This window comes from Xanthomonas sp. NCPPB 1068 (assembly GCF_041479385.2).
In the GTDB taxonomy this organism is placed as follows: Bacteria; Pseudomonadota; Gammaproteobacteria; order Xanthomonadales; family Xanthomonadaceae; genus Xanthomonas; species Xanthomonas cannabis.
Genome location: NZ_CM192986.1, coordinates 2,756,314 through 2,775,691, shown reverse-complemented (window position 1 = coordinate 2,775,691; position 19,378 = coordinate 2,756,314). Strand labels below are relative to the sequence as shown.

The 19,378-nt window shown below is 66.5% G+C and carries 18 protein-coding genes; 15 read left to right on the top strand and 3 right to left on the bottom strand.

Annotation, left to right across the window (positions count from 1 at the left end; all coding sequences use genetic code 11):
• Positions 1 to 196 precede the first annotated feature (196 nt).
• From rsmD to ggt, 6 genes are all read left to right on the top strand, one after another.
• Positions 197 to 820, top strand: a complete 624-nt coding sequence (gene rsmD / locus ACCQ12_RS11815) for a 16S rRNA (guanine(966)-N(2))-methyltransferase RsmD (RefSeq protein ID WP_372381786.1) — start codon at positions 197 to 199, stop codon at positions 818 to 820.
• Positions 817 to 1,323, top strand: coding sequence for a pantetheine-phosphate adenylyltransferase (gene coaD, locus ACCQ12_RS11810; protein WP_039410764.1), 507 nt, complete (start codon positions 817 to 819; stop codon positions 1,321 to 1,323). Before rsmD ends, coaD begins: the two co-directional genes overlap by 4 nt.
• A gap of 46 nt (positions 1,324 to 1,369) precedes the next feature.
• Positions 1,370 to 1,867, top strand: a complete 498-nt coding sequence (locus tag ACCQ12_RS11805) for a hypothetical protein (protein ID WP_047697971.1) — start codon at positions 1,370 to 1,372, stop codon at positions 1,865 to 1,867.
• 61 nt (positions 1,868 to 1,928) lie between these two features.
• On the top strand, positions 1,929 to 2,111 hold the full coding sequence (locus ACCQ12_RS11800; RefSeq protein ID WP_372381785.1) for a hypothetical protein: 183 nt from the start codon (positions 1,929 to 1,931) through the stop codon (positions 2,109 to 2,111).
• Entirely contained in the window at positions 2,102 to 2,386 is a 285-nt protein-coding gene (locus ACCQ12_RS11795) for a YfhL family 4Fe-4S dicluster ferredoxin (RefSeq protein WP_029220241.1), read from the top strand. Before ACCQ12_RS11800 ends, ACCQ12_RS11795 begins: the two co-directional genes overlap by 10 nt.
• Positions 2,383 to 4,176, top strand: coding sequence for a gamma-glutamyltransferase (gene ggt / locus ACCQ12_RS11790; RefSeq protein ID WP_372381784.1), 1,794 nt, complete (start codon positions 2,383 to 2,385; stop codon positions 4,174 to 4,176). The genes ACCQ12_RS11795 and ggt overlap by 4 nt, the downstream gene beginning before the upstream one ends.
• An 83-nt stretch (positions 4,177 to 4,259) precedes the next feature.
• Here ggt and ACCQ12_RS11785 read toward each other — a convergent pair whose 3' ends face one another.
• Positions 4,260 to 4,517, bottom strand: coding sequence for a hypothetical protein (locus ACCQ12_RS11785; protein ID WP_166745319.1), 258 nt, complete (start codon positions 4,515 to 4,517; stop codon positions 4,260 to 4,262).
• Positions 4,518 to 4,854: 337 nt separating this feature from the next.
• Between ACCQ12_RS11785 and ACCQ12_RS11780 the strand changes: the two genes are divergently transcribed.
• A complete protein-coding gene (locus ACCQ12_RS11780; RefSeq protein WP_372381783.1) occupies positions 4,855 to 6,600 on the top strand; it encodes a glycoside hydrolase family 9 protein in 1,746 nt (581 codons plus the stop codon).
• A gap of 475 nt (positions 6,601 to 7,075) precedes the next feature.
• Here ACCQ12_RS11780 and upp read toward each other — a convergent pair whose 3' ends face one another.
• Positions 7,076 to 7,708, bottom strand: a complete 633-nt coding sequence (upp, locus tag ACCQ12_RS11775) for a uracil phosphoribosyltransferase (protein WP_047695014.1) — start codon at positions 7,706 to 7,708, stop codon at positions 7,076 to 7,078.
• Positions 7,709 to 7,859: 151 nt separating this feature from the next.
• On the opposite strand from upp, the gene ACCQ12_RS11770 reads away from it, so the two are divergent.
• From ACCQ12_RS11770 to ACCQ12_RS11755, 4 genes are all read left to right on the top strand, one after another.
• Positions 7,860 to 10,421 carry a TonB-dependent receptor gene (locus ACCQ12_RS11770; RefSeq protein WP_372381782.1) on the top strand — a complete coding sequence of 854 codons (2,562 nt, stop codon included), beginning with the start codon at positions 7,860 to 7,862 and terminating at the stop codon, positions 10,419 to 10,421.
• Positions 10,421 to 11,539, top strand: a complete 1,119-nt coding sequence (locus ACCQ12_RS11765) for a phytase (protein WP_372381781.1) — start codon at positions 10,421 to 10,423, stop codon at positions 11,537 to 11,539. The genes ACCQ12_RS11770 and ACCQ12_RS11765 overlap by 1 nt, the downstream gene beginning before the upstream one ends.
• A complete protein-coding gene (locus ACCQ12_RS11760) occupies positions 11,536 to 12,915 on the top strand; it encodes a purple acid phosphatase family protein (RefSeq protein ID WP_372381780.1) in 1,380 nt (459 codons plus the stop codon). Before ACCQ12_RS11765 ends, ACCQ12_RS11760 begins: the two co-directional genes overlap by 4 nt.
• A 242-nt stretch (positions 12,916 to 13,157) precedes the next feature.
• On the top strand, positions 13,158 to 13,865 hold the full coding sequence (locus ACCQ12_RS11755) for a glycosyltransferase family 32 protein (RefSeq protein WP_166745340.1): 708 nt from the start codon (positions 13,158 to 13,160) through the stop codon (positions 13,863 to 13,865).
• Positions 13,866 to 14,143: 278 nt separating this feature from the next.
• On the opposite strand, the gene ACCQ12_RS11750 is transcribed toward ACCQ12_RS11755, so the two are convergent.
• On the bottom strand, positions 14,144 to 15,640 hold the full coding sequence (locus tag ACCQ12_RS11750; protein ID WP_372381779.1) for an aminotransferase class III-fold pyridoxal phosphate-dependent enzyme: 1,497 nt from the start codon (positions 15,638 to 15,640) through the stop codon (positions 14,144 to 14,146).
• 120 nt (positions 15,641 to 15,760) lie between these two features.
• Here ACCQ12_RS11750 and ACCQ12_RS11745 point away from each other — a divergent pair, with 120 nt between their 5' ends.
• The 4 genes from ACCQ12_RS11745 to yajC all read left to right on the top strand — a co-directional run bounded on the left by ACCQ12_RS11745 (position 15,761) and on the right by yajC (position 19,250).
• Complete coding sequence (locus ACCQ12_RS11745; protein WP_011259127.1) at positions 15,761 to 16,192, top strand: Lrp/AsnC family transcriptional regulator; 432 nt, start codon at positions 15,761 to 15,763, stop codon at positions 16,190 to 16,192.
• A 275-nt stretch (positions 16,193 to 16,467) separates the two neighbouring features.
• Positions 16,468 to 17,538, top strand: a complete 1,071-nt coding sequence (gene queA / locus ACCQ12_RS11740) for a tRNA preQ1(34) S-adenosylmethionine ribosyltransferase-isomerase QueA (protein ID WP_372381778.1) — start codon at positions 16,468 to 16,470, stop codon at positions 17,536 to 17,538.
• A gap of 81 nt (positions 17,539 to 17,619) precedes the next feature.
• Positions 17,620 to 18,765: a tRNA guanosine(34) transglycosylase Tgt gene (gene tgt / locus ACCQ12_RS11735; RefSeq protein WP_372381777.1), complete on the top strand. Its 1,146-nt coding sequence runs from the start codon at positions 17,620 to 17,622 to the stop codon at positions 18,763 to 18,765.
• A gap of 131 nt (positions 18,766 to 18,896) precedes the next feature.
• On the top strand, positions 18,897 to 19,250 hold the full coding sequence (yajC, locus tag ACCQ12_RS11730; protein WP_047695024.1) for a preprotein translocase subunit YajC: 354 nt from the start codon (positions 18,897 to 18,899) through the stop codon (positions 19,248 to 19,250).
• Positions 19,251 to 19,378: the final 128 nt, after the last annotated feature.

Sequence of the window (19,378 nt, the reverse complement as noted above, 5' to 3'; positions counted from 1 at the left end):
ATGGCCTGGGGGATGAGGCCGTCGGCGGATTTTTTCAAGGCGGGCGTGCCCGAATGTGTGGTGCATCGGCGGGCAGGGCGGGGCGGGGACGGCAGCCACAGCGGTATCATGGACGGCCATTGACCGCGCCCCGACCCATGCCGCCACTCGTGCCATCCCTGCGCCGCCATTGCCTGCCCACGCCGGGTACGCGGCGATGAGCCGCCCGGCGCGCCCGGCGCCGCGCGGCGCGGAAGGCCAGGTGCGCATCGTGGGCGGGCGCTGGCGCAACACGCGACTGGCGGTGCCCGACCTGCCGGGCCTGCGCCCGAGCAGCGACCGCGTCCGCGAGACCGTGTTCAACTGGCTGATGCCGCGCCTGCCTGGTGCGCGCGTGCTGGACCTGTTCGCCGGCTCCGGCGCGCTGGGGCTGGAGTCGGTCTCGCGCGGCGCCGCGCATGCCACCCTGATCGAGCGCGACCCCGGCCTGGCGCAGCGGCTACGCGAGCATGTGCGCAAGCTGGATGCCGCCGGCCAGGTGCAGGTGCTGCAGGACGACGCGCTGCGCTGGCTGGAGCACGCCCCGCCGGCCCAGGCCGACATCGTGTTCGTCGACCCACCGTTCGCCGCCGGGCTGTGGCCCGGCGTGCTGGACCGCTTGCCCCGGCATCTGGCCGCCGAGGCCTGGCTGTACCTGGAAGCACCCGCCGACGGCGTGCCCCCGCTGCCTGCCGGCTGGCACCTGCACCGCGAGGGCGGCACCCGGGAGGTGCGCTATGCGCTGTACCGCCGGGCCACTGCTACACTGAAGAGCGATCCGACCCCGGTAGTTTCCGTATGAGCGTGGCCAACAGCCGCACCGCCGTCTATCCCGGTACCTTCGACCCGATCACCAATGGCCACATCGACCTGGTGAACCGCGCCGCGCCGCTGTTCGAACGCGTGGTGGTGGGAGTTGCCTACAGCCCGTCCAAGGGCCCGGCACTGCCGCTGGAAAAACGCGTGGCGCTGGCGCAGGAAGCCCTGGCCGCGCATGCCAACGTGGAGGTGCGCGGGTTCGACACCCTGCTTGCCCATTTCGTGCGCGACATGGGCGCCGGCGTGCTGCTGCGCGGCCTGCGTGCGGTGTCCGACTTCGAATACGAATTCCAGATGGCCAGCATGAACCGCCATCTGATCCCGGAGGTGGAAACCCTGTTCCTGACCCCGGCCGAGCAATACAGCTTCATTTCCTCGTCGCTGGTGCGCGAGATTGCGCGTCTGGGCGGGGATGTGTCCGGCTTCGTTCCGGCCTCGGTCGTCGAGGCGTTGCGGCAGGTGCGCGAATCCCGCGCGCAGGCCTGAGCTTTTGCAGTTACATCACCACATGCATTTCAAAGGGAGGAGTTTCATGAAACACACCATGCGCGCTCTGGCGCTCGCTTCGATCGCCGCACTGGCGGTCACCGCCTGCAAGAAGGAAGAGCCGGCGCCGACCGCCGCTGCCGCTCCGGCGCCGCTGAAGGCACCGGCCAAGGACGACAACGCCGGCTGGAAGAAGTACCTGCAGGAAGTGGTTGGCCAGAACCTGGGCGCCACCACCAACAGCCCGTTCCTGTACTACTTGCCGCCGGAGTCCGATGCCGAGTTCGCCGGCAGCTACGAGCGTCAGCTGGAAAGCGTCAAGACCGCGCTGGCGCGTGGCGTGCAGCCAGGCAACATGCTGGCCTTCGGTTCGTCCGCGTCCACCAAGATGGCCGACCTGATCGACGCCGCGTTCAAGGACGTGCAGCCGGATTCGATGAAGGGCGTGCGCGTGCTGTTCATCGGCGACGCTGCCGAAAATGCCCGTGTGCAGACCATCGTCCAGCCCAAGGGCGTGGAATACACCTTCGTTGAAGCCAAGTAATGCCGTACCAGGCCGGATGCGCGGGAGGGCGCACCCGGCCGCCGTGTGTGGAGTCAGCAGCATGCTGACTCCGCACGTCACCGGAGCCGGCCGTGTCAGGCCGGTGTCCGACAGCGCACAAGGCGCTGTCCAGGTGGTCATCATCCGCGCCATCTGCGCCCGCCTGCAGCAGTACGTTGCGTTCCAGCGCCTGCAGTTGAATCGCGCTGCCCCGCATCGCATGGTGGTGTCGATATGTCGCTAAAAATCAACGAGCTCTGCGTCAACTGCGACGTCTGCGAGCCGGCGTGCCCGAATCAGGCCATCTCGATGGGCGAGACCATCTACGTCATCGACCCGGCACGCTGCACCGAGTGCGTGGGCCATTTCGACGAAGCGCAATGCGTGGTGGTGTGCCCGGTCGAATGCATCGACCCGGATCCGGACATTCCGGAAACCCATGATCAATTGCTGGCCAAGCTGATGCAGTTGCAGCGCGATCATCCCGAACTGTACGAACAGGAGCCTCCCGCCCCGTGAGCACTTTCTCCCCACGTTTCTCCCTGCGCGGCCTGTTGTTGCTGGCCTTGGTGCTGGCACCGCCTGTGTGGTCTGCCGACGGCGCCAAGCCGGCAGCGGCCAGCACCGCACCGGTTGCCGCGCATCCGCCTGGCGCGGCGATCGCCAGCGGCCATGCGCTGGCCACCGATGCCGGCCTGCAGATCCTGCGCGAGGGCGGCAATGCATTCGATGCCGCGGTTGCGGTGTCGTCCACGCTGGCGGTGGTCGAGCCGATCAGCTCGGGGCTGGGTGGCGGTGGTTTCTTCCTGCTGCACGACGCCAAGACCGGCAAGGACGTGATGCTGGACGCGCGCGAAACCGCGCCCGAGTCGGCCACCGAAGCGCAGTTCCTCGACAAGAAAGGCGAGCTGGACCGTGACCGCTCGGTCAACGGCGCGTGGTCGGCCGGTATTCCTGGGCTGCCGGCGGCGCTGGTGGAGCTGGCTGCCAAGCACGGCCGGCTGCCGCTGAAGCAGTCGCTGGCGCCATCGATCCGCATCGCGACCGACGGTTTCCCGGTGTACGCGCGCATGGCCAAAGGCTATGCCTCGCGGCGCGAAGTGATGGAGCGCTACCCCGGCACGCGGCAGGTGTATCTGCGCGGCGGCAAACCCATTGCCGAAGGCGAGATCTTCAAGCAGCCGGAGCTGGCGCATACGCTGCAGCTGATCGGCGACAAGGGCTTCGACGGCTTCTACAAGGGCGAGACCGCCAAGAAGCTGCTGGCCGGCGTGAAGCAGGCCGGTGGTCAGTGGAAGGCCGCCGAGCTCGCCGGGTATCGGGTCAAGGAGCGCACGCCGATCCAGTTCGATTACCGCGGCTGGAAGATCACCACCGCACCGCCGCCGTCCTCCGGTGGTATCGCGCTGGCGGCCATGCTGCAGATTCTGGAAGGCTGGGACGTGAATAAACTCGATGACGTGCACCGCACCCATCTGGTGGTGGAGTCGATGCGTCGCGCCTACCGCGACCGTACCTTCTTCCTGGGCGACCCGGACTTTGTGGATGTGCCGCAGCGCGTGCTGACCAGCAAGGACTACGCGCAAGGCCTGCGCGCCACGATCAATCCGGACAAGGCCACGCCCAGCGATCTGCTGTCGGGCAACCCCACGCCGCTTGAAGACGACGAGACCACGCACTTTTCGATCATCGATGGCGAAGGCAATCGCGTGGGCGCCACCCAGACGGTGAACCTGCTGTACGGCTCGGGCCTGATCCCCAAGGGCACCGGCGTGCTGCTCAACAACGAAATGGACGACTTCGCGCTCAAGCCGGGCACCCCGAATGCCTTCGGCGTGATGGGCTATGCGGCCAACGCGCCCAAGCCGGGCAAGCGCATGCTCAGCTCGATGACGCCCACGTTCATGGAGTCCGCCGACAAGGCCATCGTGCTGGGCACGCCGGGCGGCAGCCGCATCATCACCATGGTGCTGCTCGGCATCCTCGGTTACGACGCAGACCTGGATGCACAGGCAGTGAGCGCGCTACCGCGATATCACCACCAGTGGCTGCCGGACGTCATCGACGCCGAAACCGATGCCTTCTCGCCGCAGACCGCCAAGGGCCTGGAAGCGATGGGCCACGCCCTCAAACTGCCAGGCGACAGCGCCGAGGGCGGCCGCGGCTCCAGCCACGTGTGGGGCAACCTGCAGACCGTGGAATGGGACAAGCGCCGCAACGTGCTCAGTGGCGGCAGTGACCCGCGTAATCCGGTGGGCAAGGCGCAGGTGCAGCTGGAAGCGAACGTCGGCTCGCAAGCCAGTCCGTAATGATGCGCAGCCAGGTGGCAGGCCGGTGCCTGCTGCCTGGCTGCGATCGTTTTGCATCGTGGCCCATCGTGGCCCATCGCGGGTCATTCCAACAGCCCGTAATAGTGGCCCTTGGCTTCATAGACGGTGTAGTCACTGTAATCGGGGTTGCTCTTCTTGCTCTGCACGGAGGCGTCAAGCAGGCGTACGACTAGCTTGCCTTCCAGCACGTAGATGTCCGGATTTGTATTGCCCCCCAGGAAGGGTTTCCAGCGCGGCATTCCGCGTTGTTTGGCCTGGTGCTGTTCGGGGCTCAGGGTGCCGGGTGCGATGGGTTTGTTGTCGCTATCGATGATGTTCATCGGATGTCTCCTGGTGATGATGGGGATGCGCCTGTCGCTGCGATAGGGACGACACAGCGTGGAGCGCCATGCCACGTTAGCCGGCCTGTGATGAGGAGAATTGGCGTAAACCATGTAAATCACGGGCGTTCCGACTAGGAGTCAGGTTGGTTTTCCCGTGCAAGCCAGGATGTGAGCAGCGGGAGCGTTGGACCAGGTTTGATCGCCGGAACAATGCGACGCGGTTGGCGGCAATGTGCAATCTTCGAACGACTCCAGAGGTGCCATCAGTACACGACTCGGCGCGTTGCGGCGATCTGGGCTTGTAGCGGCGCTAGGGTGCGGCCACCATGGGCGCATGAAAACTCCTGTCATCCTGTTGTCTGTCACCGCGCTGCTGCTTCCCCTGGGTGCCTGCGCCGCCGAACTCAGCGCGCCCCGTTCGGCAGGCGCGATCCACGTCAATCAGCTTGGGTACTTGCCGGGCTCGACCAAGCTGGCGGTGGTCGGGCTAGCGCAGGGCGAGGTGCTGAAAGCGGACCATTTCGCGCTGGAAGATGCGCAGGGCCGCAAGGTGCTGCAAGGCACCTTGCAACCGCCAGCGCTATGGACGCCAGCCGGGCAGCAGGCGCGGGTGGCGGATTTTTCCGGCCTGCGTGCGGCCGGCACCTACCGGTTGAAGGTCGACGGGCTGCCGGCATCGGATCCGTTCCCGATCGACGCGCATGCCTACCAGCCGGTGGTCGACGCGTCGCTGAAGGCGTTCTATTTCAACCGCGCCAGTACCGCGCTGCCGGCGCAGTTTGCCGGGCGCTATGCGCGTGCGGCCGGGCATCCGGATACGCAGGTGCGTATCCATCCAACGGCGGCCTCGGCCACGCGCCCGGCCGACAGCGTGATCAGTGCGCCCAAGGGCTGGTACGACGCCGGCGACTACAACAAGTACATCGTCAATTCCGGCATCAGCACCTACACCTTGCTGGCAGCCTACGAACACTATCCGGCGCTGTTCAAGGCCAAGCCCCTGACCATTCCCGACGACGCGCACGGCGTGCCGGGCATCCTGCAGGAGACCTGGTGGAACCTGGAATGGATGCTGGCCATGCAGGACCCGGCCGATGGCGGCGTCTACCACAAGCTCACCGACAAGCAGTTCGACGGGTTGGTGATGCCGGACCAAGCCAAACAGCAACGCTATGTGGTGATGAAGGCCACTGCCGCCACGCTGGACTTTGCCGCGGTGATGGCCGCGGCCAGCCGGGTGTATGCACCCTTCGACAAACAGTATCCGGGCATGTCGGCACGCATGTTGAAGGCCGCGCGGGCCGCGTGGACGTGGGCGCAACAGCATCCGGATGTGATCTATCGCCAGCCCGACGATGTGCGCACCGGCGGCTACGACGACGCGCAGGTGGACGACGAATTTGCCTGGGCAGCAGCGGAGCTGTACGTGACCACCGGCGAGGACAAGTTCTACGATGCGATGCTGGCGCGCAACGTGCCGGCCAGCGTGCCGAATTGGGGCAGCGTCGGCGGACTGGCCTGGATGTCGCTGGCCGCGCACCGCGACACGCTGACCCCGCATGCCGACCGTGCCCGCATCACGCGCGAAATCACCGGCCTGGCGCAGCAGCTGGCCGATGCGTGGCAGGCATCGCCATGGCGGCTGGCGATGAACGACAAGGATTTCGTCTGGGGCAGCAATGCCGCGGTGCTCAACCGCGCGATGATGTTGTTGCAAGGCTATCGCCTGACCCGGCAGCGCACGTATCTGGATGCCGCGCAGTCGCACCTGGATTACATCCTGGGCCGCAATCCGCTGGGCCTATCGTTCGTTACCGGGGTCGGGCAGCGCACGCCGATGCATATCCACCATCGCCCCTCCGAAGCGGACGGCATCGCCGCGCCGGTACCGGGCTGGCTGGCCGGGGGCCCGCAGCCGGGCCATCAGGACGCCAAGGACTGCAAGGTGGCCTATCCGTCCACGTTGCCGGCGCTGTCGTATCTGGATGACACCTGCAGTTACGCGACCAACGAGGTGGCCATCAACTGGAACGCGCCGCTGGTGTATGTGAGCGCGGCGATTGAGGCATCGACGCGTTAGGGCGTGCGTTGTTCAACGCGGTGCCGGCACCATCGTAGCGATCGCACGCTGAGCTATTCCTTCTCCCCTCGGGAGAAGCTGGCGCATAGCGCCGGATGAGGGTACGGCGTCGGCAGGAACACTGACGCACCGTACCCTCACCCCAACCTCTCTCCCGAGGGGAGAGGGGCTAAGCCGCTGTAATTCAGGGAGGCTTCCCTTCTCGCGTCAGGCGAAGGTGGCGCGTAGCGCCGGATGAGGGTGCGCCTCAATGAGTTGCCAGTGCCTGCAATGACAAACGCGTCGCCACGCGCCTTCACCGGTGACGCGCCGCCTGCTTCGCCCGGTACCCTCACCCCAGCCCCCGCTGCGCCCCCCAACCCCCGCTTGCGGCGCGGGCACTCCAAGGCACGCGCGCCATCGCGCGCAAGCGCTGCCTTCCCGTCCCGAGGGGAGAGGGGCTCTCCCGGGGAGAGGGGCTTCAAGCCAGCGCCGTTTATTCCACCCGCGTGCCAAAGATCCGGTCGCCCGCATCGCCCAGGCCGGGCAGGATGTAACCCTTTTCGTTGAGGTGGTCGTCGATGGCGGCGGTGTAGACCTCCACGTCCGGATGCGCTGCTTCCAGGGCCTTCAGGCCTTCCGGTGCAGCGACCAGGAAGATGCCCTTGATGCGGCGGGCGCCGGCGCGCTTGAGCATGTCGATGGTGGCGATCAGAGTGCCGCCGGTGGCCAGCATCGGGTCCAGGATCAGCGCCTCGCGTTCTTCCAGGCGGCCGGTGAGGCGTTCGAAGTAGGGCACCGGCTGCAGGGTTTCTTCGTCGCGCTGCAGGCCGACCACGCTGACGCGTGCGGCCGGGATCAGGGCCAGCACACCGGGCAGCATGCCCAGGCCCGCACGCAGGATCGGCACCAGGGTGATCTTGGCCCCGGCGATGCGCTGCACGCTCACCGGGCCGGCCCAGCCCTGTTGCACATGCGATTCGGTGTCCAGGTTCGCCGTGGCCTCGTAGGCGAGCAGGGTGCCCAGCTCGGTGACCAGTTCGCGAAAGCCCTTGGTGCTCAGGGCGGCATCGCGCAACAGGCCGATTTTGTGCTGGACGAGGGGATGGCGGACTTCGACGATTTTCATGGGCGGCGACAGGCAGGAAAGAGGCACAGTGTGCCGCAGCCAGCCGGGGCGTCGCCACAGTGCGCATGTGATCGCGCTTGCACATGTCATGTCGGTGAAACGTCGCGGACATAGTGTGCACACCCATTCTTAACCGATTGGGGAAGCACTCGTGTCGAACAAGACTCCGCTCTGTCTGGCGATCACGCTGACGCTGGCGAGCGCCGGCTGGGGCCCGCAGGCACATGCGGCAGAGCCTGTTGCCGCCGGCGGCGCCGCCAGCGGTGCAGCCGCCATCGATCTGGAACGCCTGGAAGTGCGCCCGCAACAGGAAGCGCAGGAGCGCGCGGTCGACCTCAAGCGCGCCTCCGATGCCATCCAGGACGCCGTCGCCTCCGATGCGCTGGGGCGTTACCCCGACAAGAATGTTGCAGAATCCTTGCAGCGCCTGCCCGGTGTCAGCGTCACCCGCGACCAGGGCGAAGGGCGTTTTGTGGTCATCCGCGGCCTGGATTCGGCGCTCAACAGCGTGACCATCGACGGCATGAACATGGGCACGCCCGAAGACGGCACGCGTTCCACGCCGCTGGACGTGATCCCCTCCGATTCCACCGAGCGCCTGAAGGTGGTGAAGTCGCCGACCCCGGACATGCCGGGCGATTCGATCGGTGGCGCCATCCAGGTCGAATCCACCTCCGCCTTCGACCGCGATGGGCGCACGCTGCGCGGCTCGATCGAGGGCAGCCATCAGTCGCTGTCCGGCAAGACCAGCCCCAAGGGCGCGTTCAACTACAGCGATATTGTCGGCGGCACCTTCGGCGTGGCGGTGGGGGTGAACTACCAGGACCGCGAGTTCGAATCGGACAATACCGAAGTGGCCTACGACAGCTTCGAAGGTGGCGCCGCCGACGATCTGTTCGCTGGCCAGGTGCAGCGCCGCAAATACTTCATCGAGCGGACCCGCATGGGCGCCAACCTCAATCTGGACTGGCGCCCGGATGCGGACAACCGCTACTACCTGCGCTCGCTGTACAGCCGTTTCGACGATGCCGAAACGCGCCAGCGCACCATCTTCGGCCTTGCCGACGGCCAGGTGAGCGCCAATGGCGATGGCACCTACAACGTGGCCGATCTGCCGGCCGACAGCATCTCCAAGCGCGTGCGCTACCGCACCAAGAAGGAAGACAACACCGCCATCAGCGTCGGTGGCGAGAACCGCCTGAGCAGCGCCACCATCGATTACAAGGCCGGCTACACCAAGACCACCGAGCGGGTGAACGACGAGATGGAGGCCTACTTCGATTACGACGGCGACGACCTCTCGGCCACGGTGGACCAGCGCAGCGGCATCCCGCGCCTGGGGTTTTCGGATAACGGCTGGCAGAGCAACCAGGAGTTCGTGTTCGATCGTTTCGTGCTCGCACCCAAGACGGTGGACGATAGCGAGCACAGCGCGCAACTCAATGTGCGCTTCGACGGTGAACATTCCAGCCTGAAGATGGGCGTGCTTGGCCGCTGGCGCGAGCGCGATGTCAACGTGGACGAACGCGAGCTGCGTCGCGGCCCGGCCATCGATCCGAGCAGCTGGACCACGGCGCCGCCGGAGCATCGCGGCGGCACCCTGGGCCAGAGCATCGGGTCGGACGGCATGCGCCGCTACTGGCGCGCGTCGGGCAATCTCTACAGCGCCCGCCCGCAGGATGTCGGCGCCAACCAGCAGCTATCGTTGCAGGACGACTACACCGCCACCGAAGACGTGTTCGCCACCTACGCGATGGGAACCTGGGACATCGGCGCGTTGCGCATGATTGCCGGCGTGCGCGTGGAAAACACCCAGTTCAACGCCACCGGCAACCAGGTGGACGTGGCCGAAGACGGCCGCACCGCCACAGTGACCCCGCGCGAAGCGTCCAGCAGCTACACCAACGTGCTGCCGGGCCTGCACCTGCGCTACGACAGCGGCAACGACTGGGTGCTGCGCTTTGCGGCCAACAAGACCCTGTCGCGGCCTTCGTTCGGCGATGTGTCGCCACGGGTGAGCATCAATCGCGGCGACAACGAGGTGAACATCGGCAACCCCGATCTCAACCCGTACCGCTCCACCAACCTGGACCTGTCGTTCGAGAAGTACATCGGCAGCACCGGCCTGGTGTCGCTGGGCGTGTTCGACAAGTCGATCGACGACTACATCGTGCAGACCATCAGCACCACCGATGCGCAATTCCCCGGCCTGCAGGTGACGCGCGCGATCAATGGCGACACCGCCAAGGTGCGCGGTGCCGAATTCAATTGGCAGCAGAGCCTGGACTTCCTGCCCGAAGGCTGGAACGGCCTGCTGCTCGGCGCCAGCGCCACCGCGCTGGACAGCGATTTCGACCCGGGCCTGAGCGATCGCGCCGGCGAGGACTTCATGTTGCCGCGCTCGTCCAAGCGCATCTACAGCGGCCATCTGGGTTACGAAAAGTACGGCTTCAGTGCACGCGTGGCAGCGGTGTACCGCAGCGAGTACCTGGACACCATCGGACAGCGTCGTGCGTACGATATCTACGTCGCCCCGCATACCCAGCTGGATGTCAGCATGAGTTATCAGTTCAACAGCCACGTCAGCCTGTACCTGGAAGCGCAGAACCTGCTGGACGAACCGCTGGAGCTGTACCAGGGCGTGCGCTCGCGCACCCTGCAAAACGAAGAATATGGCCGGACCTATGCGCTCGGCCTGAAGGTGGCACTGTGATGCGGGCCGCCGTGTTGTTGCAGGGCACCGTGCTGGCAGGCGCGATGGCGCTGGTCGGCTGTGCAACCCACGCCGTCGACCGCGAAGCCGACGAAGCATTGCTGCAGGATCCCACGCTCAGCGAAGCGAAGGTGGCGCACGACGTGGTACCCGAAGCCTTCATCACCGCGCTCACGCCCACCGATAACCTGGATTCGCCGGCCAGCTGGCGCGCCCCCGATGGCAGCCGCTGGGTGATCGCCACGGCCAAGGCCACGCATGCCTTGGTGGTGTTCGACGGCGACAGCGGCAAGCGGCTACGGGTGGTGGGCGGCAAGGGCAAGGCGCTGGGCAAGCTGGATCGCCCCAACGGTATTTCGGTGGTGGATGACCTGGTGTTCGTGGTGGAGCGCGACAACCGCCGCGTGCAGGTGTTTTCGCTGCCGGATTTCAGGCCGCTGACCGCGTTCGGCCAGGATGCGCTGCGCGAGCCCTATGGGCTGTGGGTGCGCAAGCACGACGGCGGCTACGAGGTGGTGGTCAGCGACAACTACATGTCGCCGGCCAACAAGGACCAGCCGCCGCCGCTGGCCGAGCTGGGCCAGCGTTTCCGGCGCTATCAGCTGAACGCAGCAGGGCAGGGCTGGCAGGCGCGGCTGACGCAGAGCTTTGGCGATACCACCGAGGCCGGTGCCATCCGTATTGCCGAGTCGGTCTTCGGCGACGAGGCCAATGCGCGGCTGATGATTGCCGAAGAGGACGTGGCCGTCGGCACCCAATTGCGCGAATACGGCATGGACGGGCGCTACCGCGGGCGCAATGTCGGCACCGGGCTGTTCAAGGCGCAGGCCGAAGGCCTGACCTTGCTGCAATGCGCCGACGGCAGCGGTTACTGGATCGCCACCGATCAGTTCAAGGACCGCAGCGTATTCCAGGTGTTCGACCGCAAGACGCTGGCGCACGTGGGCGCCTTCGCCGGCCGGGTGACTGCCAACACCGACGGTGTGTGGCTGGACCAACGTGGCGACGCGCGCTTTCCCGGTGGCGTGTTCTACGCGCTGCACGACGACCAGGCGGTGGCGGCCTTCGATTGGCGCGACATCGCGCGCACCTTGCGGCTGAAGGACTGCGCGCCATGAACGCTCCACGCAGGGTGCTGTCCGTGGTGGTGTCGGTGCTTGCGCTGGCCGCTGGCCAGGTATGTGCGGCCGAGCGCGCTGCCGAGCCAAACACGCAGGTGCCGGCCGGCTCCACCCACTATGTGGCCGACGGCTTTCCCGACCGCATCGTCGCCACGCCGGCGCAGGATGCGGCCACCGGGTTTGCGGTGGCCTGGCGCACCGATGCCAGCGTCAGCCAGCCCTGGCTGGAACTGGTGGTTGCCGGCGATTCGCCCGACCTGGGCACGCCGCGGCGCATCCGTGCCACCACGGCGACGCTGGCCAGCGAAAATGGCAGCTCGCACCATCACCGGGCCGAGATCGCCGGGCTCACGCCGGACACGCTGTATGCCTACCGTGTGCAGGGCCACGACACCTGGGGTGCCTGGAATCAGTTCCGTACCGCTGCCACGCCGGACGCCCCGCTGACGCTGCTGTATTTCGGTGATACTCAGAACAAGAACCTCAGCCTGGTCTCGCGGGTGATCCGCCAGGCATGGCGCTCGGCGCCGGAGGCGCGGCTTGCGTTGTTCGCCGGCGATCTGGTCAGCGGCAAGGACGGCCAGGACGACAACGAGTGGGCGGAATGGTTCGAAGCCGGGCGCTGGCTGCTCGAAGGCACGGCGGTGGCGCCGGCGCCGGGCAACCACGAGTATCACGAGGAAGGCGACGAGTCTCCGCAGGCGACTCGCACCCTGGGCAACCATTGGCCGGTGACCTTCGCATTGCCGCGCAACGGGCCCTCGGCCACCGCGCGCACCAGCTACTGGTTCGATTATCAGGGCGTGCGCATTGCCGTGCTCGATGGCACCTCGGTGCTGGATCTGGGCACCGGCCCGGCGCAGGCGCAGTGGCTGGACAAGGTATTGGCCGACAACCCGCATCCATGGTCGATCGTGCTCATCCATCAGCCGTTCTTCTCGCCACGTGCCGATCGCGAGAACGAAAAACTGGTGGAGCAGGTCTTGCCGGTGATTCGCCGGCACAAGGTGGATCTGGTACTGCAAGGCCATGACCACACCTATGGCCGGCGCGGCGACCAGCCGGGGCAGGCAACGCCGGTATTCGTGGTGTCGGTGGCCGGGCCCAAGCAGTACCGCCTCTCGGACATGGCGCGCAAGTCCATGCGGCCGGTGGGTGAAGACACCCAGTTGTATCAGGTGCTTCGACTGGACAGGCAGCACCTGGTGTATGAATCGCGCACCGCCACGGGCCGCTTGTACGACGCATTCGAATTGCAACGCGATGCACAGGGTGCAAAGCGGTTGATCGAGCATGCGCAGGGACGTATCGCCCCACGCACGTGTCCGCGCGAGGCGACGTTGAAAGGGCGGGCGGATCGGTGTTGGGAGTGAAGTAAATATGACAACGCGACGATTATTCAGGCGAATCGTCGTGGTAAATGAGGGCGGTGTGAGGAAACTTCGCGCGCGTATAGATTCTTCGAATAACCCGCGGGCGTCCTATCAAAAAATGCGAATTACGTCACATTGATAATGCGGCTACGTTGGGTGTGCCGGACTCGTGTCCGTGACGCCCTGCAATGCGGTGCCACGGCGCAGGGTCCGGTTCCCCCCAGCCCCACCGAGCCGTGCCCATGATTCCCCAGCTCTTTCACCTGACCGCACCGACCAAGCAGCTGCTGTGGGAGGAGCGCAGGATTTGCGACCGTTTGCAGCGCCTGCTGCCTGGATGGACGTGTCACCTCTGGGACGATGCCGATAATTCGGAGCTGATGCGGCGTGCATTCCCGGAGTTTGCCGAGCGTTACGAGCGCATCCGCTTCGGCGTGATGAAGGCGGATATTGCGCGCTGTGCCTATATGCATGCGCATGGCGGGTTTTACTTCGATACCGATTACAAACTGTTGCGTCCGCTGGGTGAGGACGTGCTGTCGCAGCAGTGCGTGTTGCCGATCGAAGAAGGCGCTCCGGGCCACGACGACTTCAAGATCGGCAATGCCGTGTTCGGCTCCGAAATGGGTCATCCGTTCTGGCGCGCGTTCATCGAGCACATCTTCAACGTGCATGCGCCGGAAACGCTGGAGGACCACCGTCAGATTCCGATGATTTCCGGGCCGCGCGGGTTGACGCGTTTCTACAACGCGCACGCTGCACAGTTTGCGGGCATCGTGTTTCCGCCGCGCGATGCGTTCCACCCGGACCGCACCTGGTTCGGTTTGGGTCATCGTGGTGGCAAGGCCGCGGTGGGCTCGCACCTGTGCTGGGCATCGTGGCGGGGAAAATCGCCACGGCGCGCGGTGACCAATTATCTGCGGCGCAAGTTGAGTGCCGTGCCGATCTGAGCAGCAGCCGACAGGTGACGCCTTGGGTCTGGCGCTGTGGCATTCAGTCACGCGAAAGGATGCGGACGTCATGTACTTCGCAGCGCAGCTTGCCATCACGCTGCGATGCGTGACGGCCGATCGGGCTGCACTGCCCCGACTGCCGCGGCCAGCATGATCGCAATCAGCTGGTCACCCAAAGCAAGCGCTTCACCCCGCGTCACACCCACCGGGCGGGGCAGGCGCGTTACCACCACGCACGCATCGACTGCGCTGCAGCCGATGCGCACCCGCCCGGATCAGGCGGCCTCGGCCTGGGTCTGGCGCGGGCCTTCCTTCAATGCCCGCGCGATCAGGCCGACCAGCAGGTCCAGTTCTTCTTCGTCCATGGCAAAATGCGGGGTGAAGCGCAGCGAATTCTCGCCGCCGTGGATCACGTTGACGCCGCGGTGGCGCAACCACTCTTCGGTGGAGCCTGCGCCGTAACACTTGAACTGCGGCGCCAGCTCACACGAGAACAGCAAGCCGGTGCCCTGGACCTTGGTGATCAGGCCGCCCAGTTCCGATTGCAGGGCCTGCAGCTTGGCAATCGCCTGCGCGCCGCGGGTGCGGATGTTGTCGCGCACCTGCGGGGTGAACAAGGCCAGCGTGGCGCAGGCCACGTCCAGCGCACGCGGGTTGGTGGTCATGGTGTTGCCGTATGTGCCCTTGCGGTACACCTGCGCGGCGTGCTCGGTCACTGCCAGCACCGACAGCGGGTATTGCGCGGCGTTGAGCGCCTTGGAATAGGTTTCCAGATCCGGCGGGTCCAGCTGCTCGAAGCCCGGGTAGTCCACCACCGACAGCACGCCATGCGCGCGTAGGCCGGCCTGGATGGAATCCACCAGCAGCAGGCTGCCGTGCGCGCGGGTGAGCGCACGCGCGGCGGCGTAGAACTCGGCCGGCAGCGCACGCCCCGGGTCGCCTTCGCCCATCACCGGTTCCAGGAACACCGCTTCGATGAACCAGTGATTGCGCGCCGCCTCGTCGAAGGCGCGTTGCAACGCGGCCACATCGTAGGGCGCAATCGCAATCACCGAGTCTTCGTCGCGGTAGCTGGCCAGGTACTTGGTGTAGGTCTTGCGGCTGGAATCGGAGTACAGGCCGGGGCGGTCGGTACGGCCATGGAAGCTGCCCTTGACCACCACGCGCTTGATGCTGGCACCAGCGTGACGCGCGCCCGGGTCGGTGTGCAGCTTGGCGTTGGTATCGACGATGCGCGCGGCCAGACCGACCGCTTCGGAGCCGGAGTTGAGACACATGAAGCGCGCGAACGGACAGCCGCCACGGGTATGGCCGATCTCGGCGCGCAGGGCGCGGTCGAGCCGGCGCTGCGCCAGGCTGGGCGTCATCACGTTTGCCATCACCTGCGGGCGCGCCATGGCCTCGAGCACCGCGGCCGGCGTATGGCCGAAGCCGAGCATGCCGTAGCCGCCAGCGTCGTACAGCACCGCGCCCTTGAGCGTGACCACCCACGGCCCGCGTGCGGCCAGCGCCACGTATGGCGTCACCGCATCGTCGGCGTAGAAGTTGATGAAGCCGTCCTGCACCGCGGCGATCTGGGCGTCTTCGTCCAGGTCCAGCAGGTCGGCGGCCTCATCGCGCACCAGCGCGTATTCGGCGGCTGCCGCAGTGATGGCGTGTTGCAGGTCGGGGTGGTTGGCGGCCAGGCGCACGATGGCAGCATCGTCCAGGCCATCGGTCAGGCGGCGGCCGGCATGGGCACGCAGCGGGGCGAGCGGGGCGAGGACGGACATGGCGCATCTCCTGCAAGGTGGCGTTGTTCTTCTATTATCGGCAGAAGATCGGCGTTTGGCAGCGTGAATCTGGGCAGGAAGTACGGTATTTTCGGCGATTCGACGAAACGAATGCGCATTGTGAAGATCACCCCATCCGACGAACGCCTGTTATCGCTGCTGCGCGAAGACGCGCGTGCCTCCACCGCGCAGATCGCGCGCCGGCTCGGGCTCTCGCGCACCACGGTGCAGAGCCGCATCGAAAAGCTCGAACGCGACGGCGTGATCAGCGGCTACACCGTGCGCACCCATGACGACTACGAGCAGGGCCGCATCCGCGCGCACATCCTGATCACCGTGCTGCCCAAGAAGATGCCGGCCGTGGTCAAGGCGCTGCGCGACATCCCTGAGGTGCGCCTGCTGCATTCGGTCAGCGGCGCCTACGACCTGATCGCCCTGGGGGTGGTGGGCGGCGTCAACGAAATGGACGTGCTCACCGACGCCATCGGCGCCATCGATGGTGTGGAGCGCACGACGACGTCGATCATTTTGTCGACGAAGTTCGAGCGGTGAATGGGGAATCGGGAGCTAGCAAAGCCCCTCTCCCTGCGGGGCGAGAAGGCACGGCTGGCGCGCGTGCCTTGGAGCGCCCGCGCCGCAAGCGCGGGCGGGGGCGCGGAGCGGGGGTTGGGGTGAGGGTACGGGGCGAAGCCCCGTGTGCTCGAACGCCAATAGTGCTTCGCCCGTACCCTCATCCGGCGCTGCGCGCCACCTTCTCCCGATGGGAGAAGGATGTCCTCAACATGTCCCGCTAAACTAGCGCCCCCAAACCGCTGTACCGCCTCGCCTTGAAGAAGTCCGATTTCCATTACGACCTGCCCGACGAGCTGATTGCCCAGGCGCCGCTGGCCGAGCGTGCGGCCAGCCGCCTGCTGGTAGTGCCGCCGGAGCCGACGGCCTTCAGCGACCGCCAGGTGCGCGATCTGCCCGAGCTGCTGCAGCCCGGCGACCTGCTGATCTTCAACGACACCCGGGTGATCCCGGCGCGGTTGTTCGGGCAGAAGGCCAGCGGCGGGCGGGTGGAGATCCTGATCGAGCGCCTGCTGGGCGAGCGCGAGGCGCGGGTGCAGATCGGCGCCAGCAAGTCGCCCAAGGCCGGCAGCCTGATCGCGCTGGATGCCGGCGGGCAGGCCGAGGTGCTCGGGCGCGACGGCGAGTTCTATCTGCTGCGCTTCGAGATCCCGACCCCGCTGGAACACTGGCTGCTGGAGGCCGGGCGCCTGCCGCTGCCGCCCTACATCCGCCGCGAGCCGGGCATCGAAGACCGCGAGCGCTACCAGACCGTGTTCGCGCGCGAAGTCGGTGCGGTCGCCGCACCCACCGCCGGCCTGCATTTCGACGAGGCGCTGCTGGAACGCCTGCGCGCGCGCGGGGTGGAGTTCGGCCACGTCACCTTGCACGTGGGCGCCGGCACCTTCCAGCCGGTGCGCGTGGATGCGCTCGACCAGCACGTGATGCATAAAGAGTGGCTCAACGTCGGTGCCGCGCTGGTGGAGCAGGTGCGCCGCACGCGTGAGCGCGGCGGCCGCATCATCGCGGTGGGCACCACGGTCGTGCGTTCGCTGGAAAGCGCCTGGCGCAAGACAGAGGCGGCCCCGGATGGCGAACTGCTGCCATTTGCCGGCGAAACCCAGATCTTCATCCTGCCCGGCTACCGCATCCGCAGCGTCGATGCGATGGTCACCAATTTCCACCTGCCCGAAAGCACCTTGCTGATGATGGTCTCCGCCTTCGCCGGCCGCGAGCGCATCTTCGCCGCCTACCAGCACGCCATCGCCCAGCGCTATCGCTTCTTTTCGTACGGCGATGCGATGTTGCTGTGGGGTCAGGAATCGGGAGTCGGGAATGGGGAATCGTAAGGCGCTACCCGCCAAACGATCAGCCACCTGCCAACCGCTCTTCCCATTCCCGATTCTCGACTCCCCATTCCCGGCCCCTCAATGTCCCGACTCCAGTTCCAGCTCCAGACCACCGACGGCCATGCCCGGCGTGGGCGCCTGACCTTTCCGCGCGGCACGGTGGAAACGCCGGCATTCATGCCGGTGGGCACCTACGGCTCGGTCAAGGGCATCCTGCCCGAGCAGATCCGCGCGCTGGGGGCGGAGATCATCCTGGGCAATACCTTCCACCTGTATCTGCGCCCGGGCCTGGATGTGATCGGCGACCACGGCGGGCTGCACGGGTTTGCGCGCTGGGACGGGCCGATCCTCACCGATTCCGGCGGTTTCCAGGTGTTCTCGCTGGCGCATCGTCGCAAGATCACCGAGCAGGGCGTGACGTTTTCCTCGCCCACCGACGGTGCGCGGGTGTTCCTGGGCCCCGAGGAGAGCATGAAGATTCAGAAGGTGCTCGATTCGGACATCGTGATGATCTTCGACGAGTGCACGCCGTACCCGGCCACCGAGGAGGTGGCGCGGCGCTCGATGGAGCTGAGTCTGCGCTGGGCGCAGCGCTCGCGCGAGGCGCACGACGGGCTGGGCAACGATGCGGCGCTGTTCGGCATTGTGCAGGGCGGGGTGCACCCTGAGCTGCGCAGCCGCTCGCTGGACGGCCTGCACGCCATCGGCTTCGATGGCTACGCAATCGGCGGGCTGGCGGTGGGCGAGCCCGAGCACGAGCGCAATGCCATGCTCGAACACCTGCACCCGCAGCTGCCGGCCGACCGCCCGCGCTACCTGATGGGCGTGGGCCGGCCCGAGGATCTGGTCGAGGGCGTGGCCCGCGGCGTGGACATGTTCGACTGCGTCATGCCCACCCGCAATGCGCGCAACGGCCACTATTTCACCTCGTTCGGTACCGTGCGCATCCGTAACGCCAAGTATGAGCGCGACCTGGACACCATCGAGCCGGGCTGCGGCTGCCACGCCTGCAGCAGCGGCTATACGCGTTCCTACCTGCGCCATCTGGACCGCTGCAACGAGATGCTGGCGCCGATGCTGGGCACCCTGCACAACCTCTGGTACTACGAAAAGCTGATGGCCGACATGCGCGCGGCGATCGCCTCGGGAACCTTTGTGCAGTTCCGGCGGTCCTTCTATGCGGCACGCGGCGCCACCACGCCGCCGTTGCCGGGGGAAACCAGCTGAACCCTGCCGCCCGCGCCCTGGCGCGGACGCGTTGGAACCTGCATGGCATAATTCCCGGCTGTTCCGCCCTGGCGGTACCTGAATAGCGAGTGGGCCCGTGGGCGCGCTGGCACCAAACTAGGATGCACTGAATGAATTTGCTCGATTTCCTGATCCCCGTCGCCCAGGCGCAAGCCACCGGTGGCGCGCCGGCAGCCGGCCCGATGGGTGGCCTGTCCACCTTCGCGCTGCCGATCATCCTGATCGCGGTCATGTACTTCCTGATGATCCGCCCGCAGATGAAGCGTCAGAAGGAGCACAAGTCGCTGCTGGAGAAGCTGGCACGTGGCGACGAAGTCATCACCTCCGGCGGCGTTGCCGGCGTGATCACCGACATCGGCGACAACTTCATCAGCATCGAGGTGGCCGACAACGTGCGCATCCGCGTGCAGAAGAGCGCCGTGGGCCACGTGCTGCCCAAGGGCACGTTGAAGTCGGCCAGCTGAGTCGCGCCGTCGGCACTACGGGCACCGGCCGGCGCTGCTGGCCGCTGCTCGAAAACGGCAGGGACCGCTCGTACACTTGCGGCTCGCCGCGCTGCCGATGCCTGCAACCGCCGCGCACCACCTCGCTG